This is a genomic window from Kribbella sp. NPDC059898, from assembly GCF_042730855.1.
In the GTDB taxonomy this organism is placed as follows: Bacteria; Actinomycetota; Actinomycetes; order Propionibacteriales; family Kribbellaceae; genus Kribbella.
The window spans coordinates 1-19,340 of sequence record NZ_JBHWKR010000004.1 but is presented as its reverse complement, the minus strand read 5'-3'; the positions used below and the strand labels follow the sequence as shown (position 1 = coordinate 19,340).

Sequence of the window (19,340 nt, the reverse complement as noted above, 5' to 3'; positions counted from 1 at the left end):
GCCCGTCAGCACCACTGCGCCATAATCACGCATCCCGGCTCAGCAGCCGTCGGAGTCGAGGCCTGATGCGCAGCACCTGCGACAACCAGCGCCACCAGCCCCATGAGCGCGACAAGTCTCTTCATCAAACCCACCATCCCCAGTCGTTCACGACCCTTGCGGCCGAATGCGCAGCCGCTGCCCACGGTAACCCCGCACCGGTCCCGGAACTTTCCACTTGCGGAAGTGGAAAGTGATCGGGTAGCTTTCTGGTATGGAAAGTGATGCGGAGGAGCAGCTGCGGATCATCGAGCGGGCCGAGGCGGCGCCGTACGTCAGTTATCCGAAGACGCCGGGGTGGTACCCGCCGGTGATCGGGCTCTGGGTGGCCGCGCTGATCGGCGTGTTCACCTGGTGGCGGGACAGCGCGGCGCTGTTCTTCCCGGCGCTGGTGGTGCTGATCGGGCTGGAGATCGCGTTCCTGGTGTGGATGCAGCGCCGCCACGGCGCGATGCCGTTCCCCGGGCGGGGCAAGCCGCCGCGCGAGATCGGGCAGATCTGGAAGGGGTACTTCGCCGGTGTGATGGTCGTCGTCGTGATCGTCGCGGCGGTCTGGTGGCTGGCCGGCGTACCCGCGGCCGCGGCGACCGCGTTCGTGCTGGTGACATCCGGGATCTGGTACTACGAACGCCGGTACGCCGTCGCCGCCGCGCAGGTGCGGGAGCGTCTCGGGTGATCGAAGGACTCGACCCGATCATCCACGCCCCGAAACGCCTGGCCGCGATGGCCGTCCTGGCGAACGCGACCACGGTCACGTTCCGCTTCCTCAAGGACTACCTGGAGCTCGCGGACTCCGACCTCTCCAAACACATGTCCGCCCTGGAGGCCGCCGGCTACATCACCACCACCAAGTCCGGCCACGGCCGCGGCGCCACCACGACGTACCGCATGACAAAGACCGGCGAACGCGCCTACACCGCCCACCGCACCGCCCTCCGAGCACTCCTGGACGGCCCGCAGTAGCTGGTTTCCCAATCCCACCAGGAGTAGGATTGGGACATGAGCGAGCCTGCCCACACGGACAAGCTGTCCGTGACCATTCCGACCGACCTGGCCGAGGAACTGCGCTCCCGGGCCGGCCGAGGCAACGTGTCCGCGTACGTAACTCAAGCACTGGTCAGGCAACTGGAACACGATCGGCTCGGTGACCTTCTGCACGAACTGTCGGAAACGCACGGGCCGGTGACGGACGACGAGCTCGCTCGTGCCCGGGCGGAGTGGCCGCAGTCGTGAGCCCTCGAAAGCGCGTACGTACGTCGGCCCAGGGGACCCTTGTCCTCGACAACGAGGGCCTGTCCCGGGCTGCGACGGACCGTTCCATGTACGTGCGGCTGTACGCTGCGCACGCCGACGGCCGACGTGTGCTCACGTCGGCGGCGATCCTGGCCGAGGCCCTGCGCGGTGAGCGCCGGGATGCCGCGGTCTATCGGGTGCTGGCCGGGATCGTTGTCGAACCTGTGAGTCGTGCGGTCGGCGAACGGGCCGGCCAGTTGATCGGGGCGGCGCGTCTCGGCTCCGGGCAGGCCGTCGACGCGATCCTGGTCGCCACGGCACTGGCCGAGGCGGGGCCGGTGGTGATCGCGACGTCCGATCCCGGTGATCTCAAGGCACTCGTCGGCGACGAGACGCGGGTCGCGGTGGTGGCAGCGGACCGGGTGTGACCTAACCGGCCTTCTCGGCGGCGCGGATCTCGGCGGTCAGGCGGCGTACGGCGTTGCGGAGTGCCTGCTCGGCGTCGACGTCGAGGTTGCGTGCCTCGAGGACCAGCTCCAGGGCTCGTCGGCCGATGCGGTCGGTGTCGTTCGCGGGTTCGGCTGCGGGTAGCCCTTCGGGGAGGAGCTTGGCGGCGCGGCCGAGGACCTTGTCTGCGAGGGCGAGGGCGGGGAGGGCCAGGGGGATGCCTTCGAGGACGGAGGTGCGCTGCTTCTCGGCGGCCTTGATGGCTTCCCAGTTGGCTTCGACGGTGGCTGCGTCGGCGGCGTCGACCGCGGCGAAGACGTGCGGGTGGCGGCGGATCAGTTTCTCGACGATGCCGGCCGCGACGTCGTCGATCGTGAAGCCCTCGTCCGGGTCCTCCTCGGCGATGCGGGAGTTCAGGGCGACCTGGAGGAGCAGGTCGCCGAGTTCCTCGCGGAGGTGGGTGCGGTCGCCGGTGTCGAGCGCCTCGAGGGTCTCGTACGTCTCTTCCAGCAGGTACTTCGCGAGGCTCTCGTGCGTCTCCTGCTGGGTCCACGGGCATTCCCGGCGGATCCGGTCCATGACCGTCACCAGATCGATCAGCCGGGCACCGGGTACGTCGTACGACCCGTGCACGACCTCGACCTCGTACGGCGCCTGCGGATCACGCATCCGCGCGTCGGCCACCAGGCGCAGGAGACCGGGCTCACCGTCGTCGCCGGTCAGCCAGACCACCCGCTGCCCGGTGGCAGCCGCCGAGGACAGCCATGCCCACGCTGCGGTGTCTCCGCCCTCGACCTGGCTCACCACGAGGCCGGAGCCGATGACCGCCTGTACGTCGGCCCGGCGCGGACCGCCCGCGGCCGCGATCTCGTCGGCGGTCTCCAGGGACTGCCAGGCGGCGCGGGTGAGTAGGCCTGGGGCCACCCGGGGGGTGGTGACCAGGACGGTGATGCGGCCGGAGGTCAGCGGGATCAGCCCTGGCCCTGGCCCTGGCCCTGGGCCTGCTGGGCGGCGTTCTCGGCGGCCTTGCGCTTGGCGGCGGTCTGGTCGGACTCCTTCGACAGGGATCCGGAGATCGTGTTGTCGAGGGTGCCGTCGCTCCACTTGCCGAACCGCGGCGCGACCGCGACGTCGATGCCCTTCGAGGCCTCGCGGACCGCGAGCACGCCCTGCTGCAGCTTGGCCTGGTTCTGCAGGTCCTTGATGGTGCCGCCGGCCAGCTTGACCGTGATCACCGACGCCGTACCGACCGCGTTCAGGAAGTCGCGCGTGTCCGCGGAGCCCTGGAACTTCTGGTACATCGAGTCGTCCTCGCCGACCGAGCTGAGCGCCGCGGCGGCGGTCTCGGCGGGCGTGACCGTGATCGACTTCTGCTGCCCGATCTCGGAGACCAGCGCGTTGCTGACCAGGATGTTCAGCGCCGCGACGGTGCTGAAGTTCTGCCCGAGCGCGGAGCTGACCGCGCGCGAGGTGTTGTCGACGTCGCTGACGCTGATCTCGGTCTTGCCGACCACGGCCGCCGCGCCCGGGTGCGTACCCGCCGCGCAACCGCCGGTCAGCAGCACGATCGCCGCCACCGCACCGAGTGCCCGAAGCCGTGTGCTCACCGAATCTCCTCGTATCTCACTAAAGGTCTACGCCGGCACCACAATAGGTTCGGCGATCACGTCGTCGATCAACCGGGTGCACCACTGCAGCAGCTCCTGGTCGCGCAGCGGCTGCCCGCCGATCTGCCTGGTGGCAGGCCTCGGCACCAGAATGGTATGCAACTGCGGCTTCACCAGACTCTTCGGGTACAGCCTGTTCAGCCGCAGCACCTTCGAGTCGGGCAGCTCGACCGGCCCGAACCGGATCAGGTTCCCCTGCAGCGTGACGTCGTGCAGCCCCGCCCGGCGGGCGTGGTTGCGGAACTTCGCCACCTCGATCAGGTTCAGCACCGGCTGCGGGATCTCGCCGTACCGGTCGTGCAACTCCTCGACGAGCTCCGCGATGCCGTCGGAATCCCGTACGGCGGCCAGCCGCTGGTACATCTCCAGCCGCAGCCGCTGCGACGGGACGTAGTCGTGCGGCAGGTGCGCGTCGATCGGGAGCTCGATCTTGACCTCGGGCTCCTCCGCCTGGGTGTCGCCGCGGTACTCCGCGACCGCCTCGCCGACGAGCCGGACGTACAGGTCGAAGCCGACGTCCGCGATGTGCCCGGACTGCTCGCCGCCGAGCAGGTTGCCGGCGCCGCGGATCTCCAGGTCCTTCATCGCGACCGCCATCCCGCCGCCGAGATCGGCGTGCTGCGCGATCGTCGCGAGCCGGTCGTGGGCGGTCTCGGTGAGCGGCTTCTCCGGCGGGAAGAAGAAGTACGCGTACGCCCGCTCCCGGCCCCGGCCGACCCGCCCGCGGAGCTGGTGCAGCTGGGACAGGCCGAGCAGGTCGGAGCGCTCGACGATCATCGTGTTCGCGTTCGAGATGTCGATCCCGGACTCGACGATCGTCGTACACACGATGACGTCGGACTGCTTCTCCCAGAAGCCCTGGATCACGTTCTCCAGCGTGTGCTCGTTCATCTGGCCGTGCGCGACCGACACCCGCGCCTCGGGCACGAGCTGACGGATCCGCGCGGCCGCCTTCTCGATCGTGTTCACCCGGTTGTGGACAACGAAGACCTGGCCCTCACGGAGCAGTTCCCGCCGGATCGCGGCGGTCACCTGGTGCTCGTCGTACGCGCCGACGAACGTCAGCACCGGGTGCCGTTCCTCCGGCGGGGTGGCGATCGTGGACATCTCGCGGATGCCGGTGATCGACATCTCCAGCGTCCGCGGGATCGGCGTCGCGGACATCGTCAGAACGTCGACGGCCGTCCGGAGACGCTTCAGCTGCTCCTTGTGCTCGACGCCGAACCGCTGCTCCTCGTCGACGATCACCAGGCCGAGGTCCTTGAACGCGACCTCGCCGCTGAACAGCCGGTGCGTGCCGATCACCACGTCGATCGACCCGTCGGCGAGACCGTCGACGGTGGCCTTCGCCTCCTTGTCGGTCTGGAACCGCGACAGCGGTGCCACGTTCACCGGGAACGCGGCGTACCGCTCGGCGAACGTCGCGTAGTGCTGCTGCACGAGCAGCGTCGTCGGCACCAGTACGGCGACCTGCTTGCCGTCCTGCACCGCCTTGAAGGCCGCACGGACGGCGATCTCGGTCTTGCCGTACCCGACGTCACCGCAGACGATCCGGTCCATCGGCATGACGCGTTCCATGTCGTGCTTCACGTCGTCGATGGTGGACAGCTGGTCAGGCGTCTCCACGAACGGGAACGCGTCCTCGAGCTCCCGCTGCCACGGCGTGTCCTTGGCGAACGCGTGCCCCTTGGTCGCCTGGCGCGCGGCGTACAGCTTGATCAGCTCGCCCGCGATCTGGCGGACCGCCTTGCGGGCGCGGCCCTTGCGCTTGGCCCAGTCGCCGCCGCCCATCTTGTCCAACGTGGGCTGTTCGCCGCCGACGTACCGCGTGACCTGGTCGAGCTGGTCGGTCGGCACGTACAACCGGTCGCCGGGCTGGCCGCGTTTGCTCGCCGCGAACTCGATCACGACGTACTCGCGGGTCGCCTTTTGCGACCCGGTGCCGACGGTCCGCTGCATCATCTCGACGTACCGGCCGACGCCGTGCTGCTCGTGCACGACGAAGTCGCCGGGCTGCAGCTCCAGCGGGTCGATCGTCTTCTTCCGCCGCGACGGCATCCGATGCTGGGAACGCCGTTCGGCCGCCGACCGCTGCCCGGCCAGGTCGTTCTCGGTGAGTACGGCGAACTTGATGCCCTCGGCAATGAACCCGTGCTCGAGCTGCCCCTGCGAGATCAGCACGACGCCCGGCTCCGGGATACCCTCGATGCCGTCCACCGCTCGGGCCGGCAGCTCCGCCTCGGAGAACACCTCGGCCAGCCGCTGCGCGGGACCGTGTCCTTCGGTGACGCAGACGACCCGCCAGCCGTCCCGCAGCCAGCCGCGGATGTCCTCGGCGGCCGCGCCGGTCTCACCGCGGTACGGGTCGACCTCGCGGACGGCGAGGATCCTGCTGGTCACCGCGCCGGACTCGGTGTCGATGTCGAACGCGATCCGCTCGCCCATCGAGTCCCGCAGCTCCGGCCCGTCGGCCGGCGCCGCCGCGAACGGCGACAGGCTCCACCACGCGAGCCCCTTGCTCAGCGCCTGCGCACGGACGTCGCCGAGCGACATGTACGCCGCCGCGCCGAGGTCGATCGGGGCCTCGCCGCCACCCGCGGCCGCGGCCCACGACGCCTCCAGGAACTCCTGGCTGGTCGCGACCAGGTCGTGCGCCCGGGCCCGGACCCGCTCCGGGTCGCTCACGACCACGTGCGTACCGGCCGGCATCAGGTCGACCAGCAGCTCCATGTGGTCGACCAGCACCGGCGCCAGCGACTCCATGCCCTCGACCGCGTGACCCTCGGCGAGCTTCTCGAACAGCTCGGCCAGCTCCGGGTGTTCCTTCGCGAGTACGCCGGCCCGCGCGCGGACCTCGTCGGTGAGCAGCAGCTCCCGGCAGGGCGGCGCCCACAGGCCGTGCTCGGCGATCTCCAGGGACCGCTGGTCGGCGACCGCGAAGTACCGGATCTCCTCGACGTCGTCGCCGAAGAAGTCCACCCGCAGCGGGTGCTCCTCGGTCGGCGGGAACACGTCGATGATGCCGCCACGGACCGCGAACTCGCCGCGCCGCTCGACCAGGTCGACCCGGTGGTACGCCGCCCCGGCCAGCCGCTCGACGACGTCCTCGAGGTCGGCCGTGTCGCCGACGTGCAGCTGCACCGGCTTCAGGTCCGCGAGGCCCGCGACCTGCGGCTGCAGCACCGACCGGACCGGCGCGACCAGGATCTTGATCGGGCCGGTCGTCTCGTCGGACGGATCCGGGTGCGCGAGCCGCCGCAGTACGGCGAGCCGCCGGCCGACGGTGTCCGACCGCGGGCTGAGGCGCTCGTGCGGGAGGGTCTCCCAGGCCGGGTAGTAGGCGACCGTGCCGGGCTCCTCGACGAGGCACTGGAGGGACTCGGTGAGCTCCTCGGCCTCGCGGAACGTGGCGGTGACGGCGAGCACCGGGCGGTCGGCGCCGTTCCCGGCCGCGGCGATCGCGGCCAGCAGGACCGGGCGCACCGGGCCGGGCGCGCTCAGGTCGAGGGTCGTGGCGCCCTCGGCACGGGCGTCCCGGACGGCCTCGGACACCACCGGATCGGTGATCAGGGTGTCGACCAGACCGGTCAGCTTCACGAGTTGTACTTCCCTTGGGTTGTCTCCAGGCCGTCGGTGAGCAGGGACTCGACGGCGTCCGCGGTCCGGTCGACGGCGAACGGGAGGTCCTTGCGTTCGGCCGCGGAGAACTCGTTGAGGACGAAGTCGGCGGGCGCCTGCCGGCCCGGCGGACGACCCACACCGAACCGGACTCGATAGTACTCACCGGTGCCAAGCGATTTGCGCAGCGATTTCAGCCCGTTGTGGCCGTTGTCGCCGCCGCCGAACTTGCACCGCAGGACGCCGAAGTCGATGTCCAGCTCGTCGTGCACGACGACCAGGTTCGCCGGATCCAGCTTGAAGAACTTCAGCAGCCCGGACACCGGGCCGCCGGACTCGTTCATGTACGAACGGGGCTTGGCCAGCACCGTCCGCAGGCCGCTGATCCGGGTCTCGATCACCTCGGCCTTGACCTGCTTGCTCTGCTTCCAGTTCGCCCCGGCCCGGGCGGCCAGCTCGTCGGCGACCAGCTGCCCGATGTTGTGCCGGGTGCGGGCATACGAAGGGCCGGGATTCCCCAGTCCGACGACCAACCACACGTCGTCCGCCACGGATCCCGGCCCTCCAGAAAGTTCGGCTGTGCTGCTACCGACCGGCAGACTACTCGGCGGCGGCGGCCACCGGCTCGGCGGCGGTCTCGCCCTCGGCGCCCTCGGTGTCGCCCTCGAGCTGCTCGGCGGTCGGCTGCGCGGTGACGTTGACGATCAGGGTGTCCGGCTCGATCGCCAGCGTGGAGCCGGCCGGCAGGGTCAGGTCGGACGCGTGGATCTGCGCGCCGATCTCCAGGCCCTCGATCGAGACCACGATGCTGGTCGGGATGTGGGTCGCCTCGGCCTCGACCAGGATCGACGCGTGCTCGGTGACGACCAGCGCGTCCGAGACGGCCTCGCCCTCGAGGTGCACGGCGACCTCGACCTGGACCTTCTCGCCACGCGTGACGATGACCAGGTCGACGTGCTCGATGGTGCCCTTCAGCGGGTCGCGCTGGACCTGCTTCGGCAGCGCGAGGTGGGGCTCGCCGCCCTCGACCTCGATCAGCAGCAGGGCGTTCGCGGTCTTCAGGGCCAGCATGGTGTCGTGACCGGGCAGCGTGATGTGCACGGGGTCACTGCCGTGGCCGTAGAGGACAGCGGGAACCTTGTTGTCCCGGCGGATTCGGCGGGCAGCACCCTTGCCGAACTCCGTACGCGATTCGGCTTGGATCTTGACCTCGGCCACGACTGAACTCCTCAAAAGCGTTGCGGTGATCTGTTGTCTGGATAACTCGGCTGCGGCCTCAGCGGGCGCCTGCTGACCCCGGAGAAGGCGTCAGGCAACGAACCACCGCGTCGATCACGGAGCCGCGCCCAACAGTTCTCGGGGGGCGTCCCTCGCCGAGGCAACCAAAACAGTCTACCCACGAGCCCGCCCAGACGGGAAATCCGACGTTCAACGCCACTTTGCTCCCGGCACGACAGCCGTCCAGGTGACCCGTTTCCGGCCGGTTCTGGGTACGTTGCGAGGGTGTTCCCGTCGCTGGCCGTCCTCAGCCTGGTGCTCCCCTTGGCGCTGATCGCCGCCGGCGTGATTGCGTTGGTGGAGCGCGGCAACCGCCGCCGCCGGGCCCTCCTGATGTGGCGGGCCGCTCAGGTGTCTGCGTCCAGGTGGTATCCGGTGGCACCGGACCAATGGCTGCTCCGGGTCGCCCACCATCTGTTCCCGGGCCAGCCCGGACGACTCGGCGAGACCTGCGGCGGCCAGTGGAACGGTCGCGGGATGCGTGTGTTCGACTACAACTACGTCGTGAGCAACGGCAAGTCACAGTCGACGCTGACCGGAAACCTGGTCGTACTGACCCTTCCGGTCGCGCTGCCACAGCTCACCGTGCGACGCGAGTCCGGCGTGCTCCGGACCCTGCGCCACCATGGCCTGGAGCTGGAGAATCAGCAGTTCAACGAGCGGTTCCGGGTCGATTGCTTCGACGATCGCTACGGATCGGCCGTCATGCACCCGCGGATGATGGAGTGCGTTCTGTGCAATCCAGGCCTCCAGTGGCACATCGCCGGCAACGCGTTCGTGACCTGGAGCACCGGCAGCTTCGTCGTACCCGACGTCTTCGCCCGCCTCCAGGCCATGACCCAACTGATCGACCTGATCCCACCATTCGTCCTCCGCGACTACGGCAGACCGGTTTCCTGATGGTCACGACACTCGTCGCCCTCGGCCTCGTCGCGATCGGCTGATGCTGCTGTACGTGCGGTCCGTACGGCGCCGCCGTACCTTCTTCGACCGCAGCGTCCGGGGTACGGGCGGTCGACTTCACCTACGCGGCGAGCGGTACGTCGACGGCCGCGAAGTGCCACGTGATCGCGTACGACCTGCCGTACGAGCTGCCGCCGCTGTCCGTGGGGCCGAGGAACCTGTTGGTGCCGAGCCAGGAGTTCGAGAGCGCGCGGTTCAACCAGCTGTTCACGGTCGAGTCGGGCGATCGGCGGTACGCGAGCGCCGTGCTGAACCCGCGGATGATGGCGATGCTGGTGGACGACTACGAACACGTGCCCTGGCGGATCGTGAGACGGACGCTCGTCACGTGGGGTCTCGGGTACTGGACCACGCCGATGGTGTCCGAGGCGACGTACCTGTTCGGGCGGATCGTCGAGCTGATCCCGCCGTTCGTGGTCGAGGACTACGGGATCAGGTGAGGCCGGTCCAGACTTGGCGCAGCGCGCGGGCGGCGTCGCCGTCGAGGCCGGCGTTGTCGAGGGTTTCGGCGAGTTCGTCGAACTCGGGGCCCCAGCGCCAGGCGACCGCGCGGAGCTGGTCGGGGAGGTTCGGGTCCTTCAGGGAGCCGCCGTCGGCGCGGGTCTGCTGGGCGACGAGCGCGTCGGTCACGCCGTGCTTCTCGGCGAGCTGGAACGCGAGCACGGCAAGCGCCGCCTTGCCCTTGTTGTAGAGCGCGTATGACGACTTCGCCGCGCTCGCCGCACCCGGTTCGGTACCGACCACCATCGGGGTCACCGCAGTACCGGCCCACAACGCCGCGACCTCGTCGGCCGCCGTACCGGACAGCATCAGGTGGGTCGGGCTCGGCCCACCGGCCGGCGGCGGCCCGACCACCCCGGCGTCGACGAAGGTCGCCTCGGGTACGGCGTCCCGCGCCACGCGGAGCGACCGCGGCGACAGCGGATTCGCCTCGACGTACAGGCCGGAGAAACCCGCGCCCCCGACCTGCCGCGCGATGTCGACGGCGCCTTGCGGGGCGCACGAACAGAGCACGACATCGGCCTGCCCGACCGCCTCGGCGAACGACGTACCGATCAGACCGGCCTCGTCCGCCCGCGCCTTCGAGGCCGCACTCCGTCCGTCCGGGACCCAACGCACCTCGTGGCCGGCCGCAACCAGCTGAGCGGCCAACTTCGACCCCATCGCCCCGGGGTGGAACACAGCGATCCGCATGTGGGCGTCCGATCGTCGATCCGTTCTGTCACCACCAAATCTATGTCAGTGATCGTCCGCGCCGAACCGTTGCCAACGCGCCGGATCCGCGCGCAGCGTTGAAGAAACAGCGGCTCTCAGGGGGAGGGTTTGATGAGTGAGAACGCAATCGGGCGCCGTCAGGCGCTGAGGGGTGCGGGGATCGCGGCAGGCGGGGTGGCGGTCGCAGGTCTGGCCACCGCAACGCCGGCGCTGGCGGACAGCGGTAACAGCAATGGCTTGCTGGGCAGCTGGATGTGCGTGCGCCAGGACACGGGGTCTCCCGACAAGGTCCGGCTCGTGCTGAGTTTCAGCAGCGGCGGCGTGGTGCTGTCGCACGACATCAGCCCGGCCGGCCCGCCGTTCACCGGCACGTGGTCGTCCGAGGGAAAGTCGTTCCGGCTGACGATGTGGACCGGGCAGGCGGGTGACCAGGGCCCGAACTCGGTCGGGCCGACGATCCGGGTGCGGGCGTGGGGTTCGGTGTCGCACGGGACGCTGACTGCGAAGTACCAGGTCACCGTCTTCGCGCCGATGAGTGACACCCAGGTCGTGGACTCCGGCACCGGGACGGTCACCGGCCGCCGCATCACTGCGTGACCTCGGCGTGTCCGGCGCCGTACCTGCCTGGTACGGCGCCGGGTGCGCGGCTCAGGCGCGGCCGTCGAAGAGGCTGGTGACTGAGCCGTCTTCGAAGACCTCGCGGATGGCGCGGCTGATCAGTGGGGCGATCGACAGCTCGGTGAGCTTGTCGAAGCGGCGGTCCTCGGCGATCGGCAGGGTGTTCGTGACGATCACCTCGCTGGCCTGGCAGTTCTTCAGCCGGTCGACCGCGGGGCCGGACAGGATCGCGTGCGTGGCTGCGATCACCACGCCGGCGGCGCCCTCGGCGTACAGCGCGTCCGCGGCCTTGGTGATCGTGCCGGCGGTGTCGATCATGTCGTCGACCAGGATGCAGACCCGGCCCTTGACCTCGCCGACGACCCGGTTCGCGACCGTCTCGTTCGGGCGGTCGATGTCGCGGGTCTTGTGGATGAACGCCAGGGGCGCGCCGTTCAGCCGCGCGGACCACTGCTCGGCGACCTTGATCCGGCCGGCGTCCGGCGACACCACGGCCAGCTGCTGGTCGCCGTACTTCTCGGCCACGTAGCCGCTGAGGATCGGCAGCGCCATCAGGTGGTCCACCGGGCCGTCGAAGAAGCCCTGGATCTGCGAGGTGTGCAGGTCCACGCAGATCAGCCGGTTCGCGCCCGCGGTCTTGAACAGGTCGGCCATCAGCCGGGCCGAGATCGGCTCCCGGCCGCGGTGCTTCTTGTCTTGCCGGGCGTACCCGTAGAACGGCAGCACGACCGTGATCCGCTTGGCCGACGCCCGCTTCAGCGCGTCGACCATGATCAGCTGCTCCATGATCCACTCGTTGATCGGCGAGGTGTGGCTCTGGATCACGAAGGCATCGCTGCCCCGGACCGACTCCTCGAACCGGACGTAGATCTCGCCGTTGGCGAAGTCGTACGCCTGGGTCGGGACCAGGCCGCTGCCGAGCTCCTCGGCGACCTGTTCGGCGAGCGCGGGATGCGCCCGGCCGGAGAAGACCATCAGGTTCTTCTCGGTGGTTCGTTTCATCCCGCTCATCGCCGCGCCTCCCGTTGTTCTGCTGTTCAGGACTGCTCGTCGCCGGCCTGTTCGGCCAGCGCCGCCTCGGCAGCCGCTGCGGTCTTGGTCCCGGCCCGCTTCCGCGCGACCCAGCCCTGGATGTTGCGCTGCCGCCCGCGGGCGACCGCGATCTCGCCCGGGCCGACGTCCTCGGTGAGCGCCGTACCGGCCGCCAGGTACGCGCCGTCGGCGATCGTCCGCGGCGCGACCAGGACCGAGTTGCTGCCGATGAACGAGTACTTGCCGACGTGCGTGGGGTGCTTCGCGACGCCGTCGTAGTTCGCGAAGATCGTGCCGGCGCCGATGTTCGCGCCCTCGCCGATGGTCGCGTCCCCGGCGTACGTCAGGTGCGGGACCTTGGCGCCGTCGCCGATGGTGGAGTTCTTGGTCTCGACGAACGTGCCGATCTTGCCCTTCACGCCGAGCTTGGTGCCCGGCCGCAGGTACGCGAACGGGCCGACGGACGCGCCGTCGCCGATCACCGCGAGTGACCCGTGGGTCCGGATGACCGTGGCGCCCTCGCCGATCTCGACGTCGGTGAGCGTGGTGTCCGGGCCGATCGTCGTACCGCTGCCGACCACGGTCGCGCCGTGCAGCTGGGTGTTCGGCAGCAGCGTGACGTCGCGGGCCAGGTCGACGGTCTGGTCGACCCAGGTGGTGTTCGGGTCGACGATCGTGACGCCTTCGCGCATGTGCTTGGTGAGCGTACGGCGGTTCAGCTCGGCGCGGAGCGTAGCGAGCTGGACGCGGTCGTTCACGCCCTCGGTCTGCATCGCGTCGTCGGTGACGTGCGAACCGACCCGCTTGCCGTCGTTCCGGGCGATGCCGAGGACGTCGGTCAGGTACAGCTCGCCCTGCGCGTTGTCCGTGGTCAGCCGGCTCAGACCGTCACGCAGCGTAGCCGCATCGAAGACGTAGATGCCGGCGTTGATCTCGTCGATCGCCCGCTGCTCCGGGGTCGCGTCCTTGTGCTCGACGATCGCGGCGACGGTACCGTCCGCGGCGAGCACGATCCGCCCGTACCCGGTCGGGTCCGGGACCCGCGCGGTCAGCACGGTGACGGCGTTCCCGTCCTTGTCGTGCGCGGCGACCAGCTCGTGCAGCGTCTCCGCCTCCAGCAGCGGGACGTCACCCGACGTGACGATCACGGAGCCGTCGAAGCTCTCCGGTACGGCGGTCAGACCCGCGCGTACGGCGTCGCCCGTACCCAGCTGCTGCTCCTGGACGGCGGTCCGCGCCTCCGGGTCGACGATCTTCAGGTGCTCCTCGACCAGTTCGCGGCCGTTGCCGACCACGACCACGAGGTGTTCGGGGGTGAGCGCCCGGGCGGTCAGCACGGCGTGACCGACGAGACTGCGCCCGCCGATCTCGTGCAACACCTTCGGGGTCGCCGATTTCATCCGGGTTCCGAGCCCGGCGGCCATGATCACGACCGCCGCGGGGCGATGGGAAGTCACGCGGTCTTCTCCTCGAGTTCCCTGCGAGTTCTTTCAACCAGTATCAGCACGGGCACCCGAAACAGCGCCCGCGCAAGCCTACTTGCTCTCCAGAACTGCCTTCCCCCGCCCCGGGCGAGAGCGATCTCACGCCCCGAACACTCAGTTACCGCGTGTAGGCGGCCAGCGCGGCGAACGGAGCGGTCGTGGAGGTGGCTGTCATGCCGACCGCCCAGGTGCGGTCCTTCGCGACGGAGACGGCCGTCAGGGTCCCGGTGGCGACCTTCGGCGCGGGCGCCGGGACGAACTTCGTGCCGCTCAGCTGCAGGACGTACGGCTTCGCGGTCTGGTTCGGGCCCTCGAAGCGTTCGCCGACCGCGACCGGGCTGTTGTTGCGGAGCGCGACGCCGTACAGCTGGGCCATGCCGGTGGGCGCGGCCACCTTGGTCCACTTCGTGCCGTTGTAGTGCATCGCGAGCGGCTTGATGCCGGACAGGTACTGGACGCCGACGAGCCAGATGTTCTTCGGGCCGGCGGCGGCGACACCGGTCGGGATCTGGGAGCCGTCGGTCGGCAGATCCTTCACCAGCGTCCAGCGCTTGCCGTCGAAGTGCGCGAGCCCGGCGTTCAGGCCGAGCCAGGCGTTCTTCGCGGACAGTACGGACAGCACGTTGCCGTTGATGGACGTGTCGAGCCCGGTGTTGAGCGCCTGCCACTTGCCGGCGGCGTACCGGTAGACGACGGCCCGTTCCTTCCCGCCGACGTTCGCCCAGCCGGTCACCCACGCCGACGCGTCCGGGGCGAGTACGACGTCGTCGAACGAGCCTGTCGGTACGGCGGGCGGCTTCACGACCTGCCATTTCGTACCGTTCCAGTGCATCGCGAGCGGCTTCGGCTTGTCCGGGTTCGCCCGGTCCTCGCCGACCGCCCAGACGTTCTTCGCCGTACCGACCGCAACGCTTTCCAGGACCGCGTTCGTCTTCACCGGCTGCGCGGTCGCCTTCCAGGTCTTGCCGTCCCAGCGCATCGCCAGCGGGCGCTGGTCCTGGAAGTCCTGCACCTGGTCGCCGCCGACGGCCCAGGTCCCGCCGGCGCCGGTCGCCACGTCGTTCAACGTGGCGGGCTGCCGATGCGTCGGTGTCGTTGCCCACTGCAACGGACCGGCGGCCGCCGGTGCGGCCGTGATCGCGAGCAGGGCTGTGGTTGCCACGAGCAGTTTCACTGAGATCCCCTCCGAGTCAGTGTGTGCGTACACCCCTCCCGACGCCGTGGCGGCCGGCCCGCGTTACACCCGGATCTCTGCCAACCTGGGAACCATGGCACTCACCCTCGGAGCGATCGTCCTGAACGTCCCCGCCAACGGCCCCGCGGCCGAGTTCTGGCGCGAGGCCCTCGGCTTCACCGCGCAGGCCGGCAACCCCGACTTCCTGCTCCCACCCGCGACCGCGCGGCCGACCCGGCTCCATCTCGACGAGACCGACCGTACGCATCTGGACCTGTGGGTCGACGGCACGACGCAGGACGCCGAGGTGGAGCGGCTGATCGCACTCGGCGCCGAGCGCATCGAGTGGACCTACCCACCGGACGCCGACTTCGTCGTCCTGAAAGCACCTGACGGCACAGTCTTCTGCGTCATCGCGTGAGCAACTCGGCGACCTCGGGCGCATTGAAAAGCTTCGCGGCCAGCGGGAGATAGCTGTCGGGCGGCTCGACCTGCGCCAGGGCCTCCACGACCTCCAATACGCAGTCCCGGGTCCGCTCCTCGCTGCCGACTAGCCCTACTGCCTCGGGGCAGGCGCGTTAATTTCGACAGGACGTGTTGGTCTGTGGCCTGTTCCGTGCAGGCTCAGGCGGGGTCTGTGGAGGGTGTTGTGGGGGTGTACGTCCTGTTGGTTTTCACGCCGACACTTCCTTGGGCCAGCGCGTACATCTGTCGGTGGGGGCTGGGAGGGTTGGTGGATGGGCGAGTTGGTGGATCTCGGGGACGTGACGTTGTACGTGCGGGAGCTCGGGCGGCGTCGGGCGGAGCCTTCTGTGGTGGTGTTGCACGGTGGGCCGGATGTCGGGCACGGGTATCTGGTGCCGGGGTTCGAGCCGTTGGCGCGGGATCACCACGTGGTGATGTTCGACTTCCGCGGGTGCGGGCGGAGCAGCCGCGGGTTGCCGGTGGACGAGTTACAGCCGGAGTACGTCGTCCGCGACACGTCCCGGCTGATCGAGCGACTCGGGCTCGGCGAGGTCGACCTGGTCGGGTTCTCGACGGGCGGCCGAGCCGCGATGCAGTTCGTCGACGTACATCCGGACCAGGTACGGCGCCTGGTGCTCGCGTCGACGTCGGCGTACCCACTGAAAGACGCGGCGCCGTACTTGGCGGACTGGCCCGAGTACCAACGGCGCCGGCGCATCGAAGACGAGGCGAACGGCGTACTCCGCAACTCCACGGTCTTCGTGTGGGACCTCGACCGCGCCCCGGAGTACCTGCAGCTACTGAGCCCCGACCTAGGCGACTGGTCCGAGGAACACACCAAGGAATGGATCACCCGCGACCCGGAACAGATCCTCCGCGACTTCGCCCGCCCGATCCTGATCCTCCACGGCGAGAAGGACATGGGCTTCCCCGTCCAACTGGCCCACCGCCTCCACCAGGCAGTCCCCAGCCAACTCCAGGTAATCCCCAACACCGCCCACATGTGCCACTTCGAACAGCCCGAAACCTGGTCCAACCACCTCCGCACCTTCCTCGCCGGCTGAAGTCGGGTGCGGTGAGCCGTGGCGCGGCTAGCCTCGTGGGTCGAGTGTCAGAGCGAGGAGGAGGTGGTTCTATGCGCAGCTCATGCGCGGTGCCGCCTTGAGAAGCTCGGCGGCTCTGACTCTCACCGGGGCTCACCGCATCCGACCTCATCCGAGGGAGTCCCGCAATGCATTCTCTGAACGCCGTCCACGCGTACTTCGCCGCCTACCCCGGCCGCTACTGGATCGCCGGCGGGTGGGCGCTCGACCTGTTCGCGGATCGGGTACGTCGCGAGCACACCGACGTCGACGTACTCGTCCTGGCCCGCGACCTCGACCTGGTCGCGGCCACCTTCACCGGTCCCCGCCCAGCCGTCGAGAACCCGAACACCGGAGCCCAGCGACCGTGGGTTCCGGGCGAGACGCTCACCCCCGGGCCCGACGTACTGGCGTTCCCCGACGACCTGTTCCCGTCCCCGGTCCGCATCATCCTCGCGGCCTCCGACGGCGACGACTGGGTCTACCACCGCGGCCGCGGCACCATCCGCGAACCGCTCGACGACATCACCCTCACCCGGGACGGAATCCCGTACCTGGCACCGGAGATCGCGCTCCTCTTCAAGTCCCGCTCCGACCGCACCAAGGACACCGCCGACTTCCACGACGTCGCTGCTCTCCTCGACCCATCACGCCGTACGTGGCTCCACAACCACATCGCCCCGCGCTACCCGGAGCATGCGTGGCTGCCTGAGCTGACGCAATAGGAACGTGCGGTGGCGCCCGGGGATCGCGGGCGCCACCGCCTAGGCTGCGGTCATGGAGACGCGGCTCGGCATGGAGCGGATTCGGGCGGCGCGGCGGGTGATCGATCCGGTGTTTCTGGACAGTCCGCTGTACAGGTGCGAGGCGCTCGAGCCGGTGCTCGGTTGTTCGCTGAACATCAAGCTCGAGACCGCGAACCCGGTGCGGAGCTTCAAAGGTCGTGGCACCGAGCTGGTCGCGGATCAGCTGGCCCGCAGCGATTCCCGGGCCGTGGTGTGTGCCAGCGCGGGCAATCTCGGGCAGGCGCTCGCGTGGTCCGGTCGGCACCGCGATCTCGACGTCACCGTTGTCGCGTCCCGCTTCGCAACGCCCGTCAAACTCGACCGCATCCGCGCCCTCGGCGCCACCCTCGAGCTCGTCGACGGCGACCACGAACTCGCCCGTGAACGCGCCGCCGCGATCGCGCAGTACGACGGCATCCGCCTCCTGGAGGACAGCCTCGACCTGGAGACCTGCGAAGGCGCCGCCACCATCGCCCTCGAACTCGTCGACTCCTTCAGTGATGACCGGCCCGTCGTACTGGTCGCCCTCGGCGGTGGCGCGATGGCGACCGGGATCGGCTACGTGCTGAAGACGCTCACGCCGTACGTCGAGGTCGTCTGCGTGCAGCCGTACGGCGCGCCCGCGCTGACCCGCTCCTGGCACGCGCGCCGCGTGATCAGCACCGAGACCGCGATCACGATCGCTGACGGCGTCGCCGGTCGGTACCCGATCCCCGAAGTACTCGAGGACCTGCTGCAGGTCGCGGACGACGCCGTACTCGTCGAGGAATCCTCCATCGTCACCGCGATCCGCCTGCTCCACGACCACGCCGGCCTGATCGTCGAGCCGTCCGCCGCGCTCGGCATCGCCGCGATCCTCGAAGACCCGGCCCGCTTCGCCGGCCGCCCGGTGACCACGATCATCTGCGGCAGCAACGTCGACCAGGCCAAGTACCGGAGCTGGATCTGAATGGTGCGGCAAGCAGTCAAACTCCTCCTGCTCGACCCCGACGACCGGCTCCTCCTGATCCAGTCACGCAACGCGGACGCCACCTACTGGTACCCGGTCGGCGGCGGCATCGAGCCCGGCGAATCCCTCCAGCAGGCGGCGGCCCGCGAGGCGTACGAGGAGACGGGGCTCCGTGATCTTCCCGTCGGTACGCAGGTCTGGTGGCGCGATCACACGTACGAGTACGAGGACCAGCGGTACGACGTACACGAAGAATGGCTGCTGCACCGCGTCGAGCACTTCGACCCAGTGCCCGCCGAGCTGAGCGCGTACGAAGCCCGGACCATCATCGCCTTCCGCTGGTGGTCCGCCCCCGAACTCGAAGCCACCCGCGACACGGTCTTCCCACCCAACCTCTGCCGCCTACTGACCACCCTGCTCACCAACGGCATCCACAGCATCCGTCCATAACCGCACCTCGTCGTACACCAGGAACCTACGGACAGACTCGCGACGTCCGCCGAACGATCATGCGTCGGGAGTGCGGAGGCCGACCGCGTCGTGCCGCCAGAACTGCTCCGCGTACACCAGCGTTCCGGTCATCCAGGGCTCGTACGCCGGCAACTTGAACGCCTGGAACGCACCGTCCGGGATCCGCAGCGACGGCTTCCGGAACCCCAGCTCGGCACCGGGCGCGAAGCCGAAGCGCGAGTAGTAGCCCGGGTCGCCCTCCAGGAAGACGAGCGGAACCGACCGCTCGGCAAGAGTCTCCAACCCCCGCCGCACGAGCGCGGAACCCACACCACGCCGGTGGAAGTCGGGCAACACACCCAGCGGACTGAGCACCAGTACGTCGACCAGCCGCCGCGGAGCATCGAGCAGACTCCGGGTGAACATGACATGCCCGACGACCTGACCCTCCTGCTCCGCCACCAGCGACAGCCCGACGACATCCCGCAAACTGTCGACAAGCTCGGCCACGACATCCCCGTGATCACCGAACGCCCGCAGCTGAACGTCCCGCACAGCCTGCCGGTCTCCTACCCGCTCTTCCCGAAGCTCCATGCCCGGACAATAGAGACCCATCCGCCGCCTCGCACCAGATTTCGCGGCCTCACCTGTGAGACTTGGCCCGTGCCCGACCAGCAGATCCGCACCCGCCCAGCCCTGTCCTACGAAGACTCCGCAATCTTCTTCAAGAAAACCCTCTCAGGCAGCTAGTGTCCTGAGTCAGGAATTCGTGTTTTAAGTTGTAGGGTTGCTGGATGGCGAGGACGGGTCGGCCGAAGGCTGTGCTGGTGGTGACCGATGA

General features: G+C 69.3%; 22 protein-coding genes. 12 read left to right on the top strand and 10 right to left on the bottom strand.

Annotated features, from left to right (window positions below; genetic code table 11):
- Positions 1-253: 253 nt before the first annotated feature.
- From ACFV9C_RS14035 to ACFV9C_RS14020, 4 genes are all read left to right on the top strand, one after another.
- Positions 254-715: a hypothetical protein gene (locus tag ACFV9C_RS14035; protein WP_380193598.1), complete on the top strand. Its 462-nt coding sequence runs from the start codon at positions 254-256 to the stop codon at positions 713-715.
- Positions 712-1,002, top strand: a complete 291-nt coding sequence (locus ACFV9C_RS14030) for a transcriptional regulator (RefSeq protein ID WP_380193597.1) — start codon at positions 712-714, stop codon at positions 1,000-1,002. The genes ACFV9C_RS14035 and ACFV9C_RS14030 overlap by 4 nt, the downstream gene beginning before the upstream one ends.
- A 36-nt stretch (positions 1,003-1,038) precedes the next feature.
- Positions 1,039-1,272: a hypothetical protein gene (locus ACFV9C_RS14025; protein ID WP_380193595.1), complete on the top strand. Its 234-nt coding sequence runs from the start codon at positions 1,039-1,041 to the stop codon at positions 1,270-1,272.
- An 86-nt stretch (positions 1,273-1,358) separates the two neighbouring features.
- Positions 1,359-1,700: a type II toxin-antitoxin system VapC family toxin gene (locus tag ACFV9C_RS14020; RefSeq protein ID WP_380193593.1), complete on the top strand. Its 342-nt coding sequence runs from the start codon at positions 1,359-1,361 to the stop codon at positions 1,698-1,700.
- Position 1,701: 1 nt separating this feature from the next.
- On the opposite strand, the gene ACFV9C_RS14015 is transcribed toward ACFV9C_RS14020, so the two are convergent.
- Genes ACFV9C_RS14015 through ACFV9C_RS13995 form a run of 5 tightly spaced genes read right to left on the bottom strand, consistent with a single transcriptional unit; the run spans position 1,702 to position 8,222 of the window.
- Positions 1,702-2,643 carry a MazG family protein gene (locus tag ACFV9C_RS14015; protein ID WP_380193592.1) on the bottom strand — a complete coding sequence of 314 codons (942 nt, stop codon included), beginning with the start codon at positions 2,641-2,643 and terminating at the stop codon, positions 1,702-1,704.
- Positions 2,644-2,690: 47 nt separating this feature from the next.
- Positions 2,691-3,326 carry a hypothetical protein gene (locus tag ACFV9C_RS14010; protein ID WP_380193590.1) on the bottom strand — a complete coding sequence of 212 codons (636 nt, stop codon included), beginning with the start codon at positions 3,324-3,326 and terminating at the stop codon, positions 2,691-2,693.
- A 27-nt stretch (positions 3,327-3,353) separates the two neighbouring features.
- Positions 3,354-6,983: a transcription-repair coupling factor gene (gene mfd, locus ACFV9C_RS14005; protein ID WP_380193588.1), complete on the bottom strand. Its 3,630-nt coding sequence runs from the start codon at positions 6,981-6,983 to the stop codon at positions 3,354-3,356.
- On the bottom strand, positions 6,980-7,555 hold the full coding sequence (pth, locus tag ACFV9C_RS14000; RefSeq protein WP_380193586.1) for an aminoacyl-tRNA hydrolase: 576 nt from the start codon (positions 7,553-7,555) through the stop codon (positions 6,980-6,982). Before pth ends, mfd begins: the two co-directional genes overlap by 4 nt.
- 49 nt (positions 7,556-7,604) lie before the next feature.
- A complete protein-coding gene (locus tag ACFV9C_RS13995; protein ID WP_380193585.1) occupies positions 7,605-8,222 on the bottom strand; it encodes a 50S ribosomal protein L25/general stress protein Ctc in 618 nt (205 codons plus the stop codon).
- Between the two features lie 285 nt (positions 8,223-8,507).
- On the opposite strand from ACFV9C_RS13995, the gene ACFV9C_RS13990 reads away from it, so the two are divergent.
- Complete coding sequence (locus tag ACFV9C_RS13990; protein ID WP_380193583.1) at positions 8,508-9,182, top strand: hypothetical protein; 675 nt, start codon at positions 8,508-8,510, stop codon at positions 9,180-9,182.
- A 164-nt stretch (positions 9,183-9,346) separates the two neighbouring features.
- Complete coding sequence (locus ACFV9C_RS13985) at positions 9,347-9,685, top strand: hypothetical protein (RefSeq protein ID WP_380193581.1); 339 nt, start codon at positions 9,347-9,349, stop codon at positions 9,683-9,685.
- Here ACFV9C_RS13985 and ACFV9C_RS13980 read toward each other — a convergent pair.
- Positions 9,678-10,439 (bottom strand): NAD(P)-binding domain-containing protein, encoded by a 762-nt coding sequence (locus ACFV9C_RS13980; RefSeq protein ID WP_380193579.1) that lies wholly within the window; start codon positions 10,437-10,439, stop codon positions 9,678-9,680. The genes ACFV9C_RS13985 and ACFV9C_RS13980 overlap by 8 nt on opposite strands.
- Positions 10,440-10,571: 132 nt before the next feature.
- On the opposite strand from ACFV9C_RS13980, the gene ACFV9C_RS13975 reads away from it, so the two are divergent.
- On the top strand, positions 10,572-11,057 hold the full coding sequence (locus ACFV9C_RS13975) for a hypothetical protein (RefSeq protein ID WP_380193578.1): 486 nt from the start codon (positions 10,572-10,574) through the stop codon (positions 11,055-11,057).
- A gap of 51 nt (positions 11,058-11,108) precedes the next feature.
- On the opposite strand, the gene ACFV9C_RS13970 is transcribed toward ACFV9C_RS13975, so the two are convergent.
- The 3 genes from ACFV9C_RS13970 to ACFV9C_RS13960 form a co-directional block, all read right to left on the bottom strand.
- Positions 11,109-12,089 carry a ribose-phosphate diphosphokinase gene (locus ACFV9C_RS13970; protein WP_380193576.1) on the bottom strand — a complete coding sequence of 327 codons (981 nt, stop codon included), beginning with the start codon at positions 12,087-12,089 and terminating at the stop codon, positions 11,109-11,111.
- 26 nt (positions 12,090-12,115) lie between these two features.
- Entirely contained in the window at positions 12,116-13,567 is a 1,452-nt protein-coding gene (gene glmU, locus ACFV9C_RS13965) for a bifunctional UDP-N-acetylglucosamine diphosphorylase/glucosamine-1-phosphate N-acetyltransferase GlmU (RefSeq protein WP_380193574.1), read from the bottom strand.
- Between the two features lie 145 nt (positions 13,568-13,712).
- Positions 13,713-14,768, bottom strand: coding sequence for a hypothetical protein (locus ACFV9C_RS13960; RefSeq protein ID WP_380193572.1), 1,056 nt, complete (start codon positions 14,766-14,768; stop codon positions 13,713-13,715).
- Between the two features lie 94 nt (positions 14,769-14,862).
- On the opposite strand from ACFV9C_RS13960, the gene ACFV9C_RS13955 reads away from it, so the two are divergent.
- The 5 genes from ACFV9C_RS13955 to ACFV9C_RS13935 all read left to right on the top strand — a co-directional run bounded on the left by ACFV9C_RS13955 (position 14,863) and on the right by ACFV9C_RS13935 (position 18,499).
- Entirely contained in the window at positions 14,863-15,189 is a 327-nt protein-coding gene (locus ACFV9C_RS13955) for a VOC family protein (RefSeq protein ID WP_380193570.1), read from the top strand.
- A gap of 316 nt (positions 15,190-15,505) precedes the next feature.
- A complete protein-coding gene (locus ACFV9C_RS13950) occupies positions 15,506-16,297 on the top strand; it encodes an alpha/beta fold hydrolase (protein ID WP_380193568.1) in 792 nt (263 codons plus the stop codon).
- A 167-nt stretch (positions 16,298-16,464) separates the two neighbouring features.
- Positions 16,465-17,040, top strand: a complete 576-nt coding sequence (locus tag ACFV9C_RS13945) for a nucleotidyltransferase domain-containing protein (RefSeq protein WP_380193567.1) — start codon at positions 16,465-16,467, stop codon at positions 17,038-17,040.
- Positions 17,041-17,092: 52 nt separating this feature from the next.
- Entirely contained in the window at positions 17,093-18,049 is a 957-nt protein-coding gene (locus tag ACFV9C_RS13940) for a threonine/serine dehydratase (protein WP_380193565.1), read from the top strand.
- A complete protein-coding gene (locus ACFV9C_RS13935; RefSeq protein ID WP_380193563.1) occupies positions 18,050-18,499 on the top strand; it encodes an NUDIX hydrolase in 450 nt (149 codons plus the stop codon).
- A 57-nt stretch (positions 18,500-18,556) separates the two neighbouring features.
- Here the strand turns inward: ACFV9C_RS13935 and ACFV9C_RS13930 are convergent, their stop codons facing one another.
- Entirely contained in the window at positions 18,557-19,093 is a 537-nt protein-coding gene (locus ACFV9C_RS13930) for a GNAT family N-acetyltransferase (RefSeq protein WP_380193561.1), read from the bottom strand.
- Between the last annotated feature and the right edge of the window lie 247 nt (positions 19,094-19,340).

Coding starts and splice junctions, on each gene's coding strand:
- ACFV9C_RS14035 (WP_380193598.1), top strand. CDS start 254: ATGGAAAGTGATGCGGAGGAGCAGCTGCGGATCATCGAGCGGGCCGAG.
- ACFV9C_RS14025 (WP_380193595.1), top strand. CDS start 1,039: ATGAGCGAGCCTGCCCACACGGACAAGCTGTCCGTGACCATTCCGACC.
- ACFV9C_RS14020 (WP_380193593.1), top strand. CDS start 1,359: ATGTACGTGCGGCTGTACGCTGCGCACGCCGACGGCCGACGTGTGCTC.
- ACFV9C_RS13980 (WP_380193579.1), bottom strand. CDS start 10,439: ATGCGGATCGCTGTGTTCCACCCCGGGGCGATGGGGTCGAAGTTGGCC.
- ACFV9C_RS13975 (WP_380193578.1), top strand. CDS start 10,572: ATGAGTGAGAACGCAATCGGGCGCCGTCAGGCGCTGAGGGGTGCGGGG.
- ACFV9C_RS13970 (WP_380193576.1), bottom strand. CDS start 12,089: ATGAGCGGGATGAAACGAACCACCGAGAAGAACCTGATGGTCTTCTCC.
- ACFV9C_RS13955 (WP_380193570.1), top strand. CDS start 14,863: ATGGCACTCACCCTCGGAGCGATCGTCCTGAACGTCCCCGCCAACGGC.
- ACFV9C_RS13950 (WP_380193568.1), top strand. CDS start 15,506: ATGGGCGAGTTGGTGGATCTCGGGGACGTGACGTTGTACGTGCGGGAG.
- ACFV9C_RS13945 (WP_380193567.1), top strand. CDS start 16,465: ATGCATTCTCTGAACGCCGTCCACGCGTACTTCGCCGCCTACCCCGGC.
- ACFV9C_RS13940 (WP_380193565.1), top strand. CDS start 17,093: ATGGAGACGCGGCTCGGCATGGAGCGGATTCGGGCGGCGCGGCGGGTG.
- ACFV9C_RS13935 (WP_380193563.1), top strand. CDS start 18,050: ATGGTGCGGCAAGCAGTCAAACTCCTCCTGCTCGACCCCGACGACCGG.
- ACFV9C_RS13930 (WP_380193561.1), bottom strand. CDS start 19,093: ATGGAGCTTCGGGAAGAGCGGGTAGGAGACCGGCAGGCTGTGCGGGAC.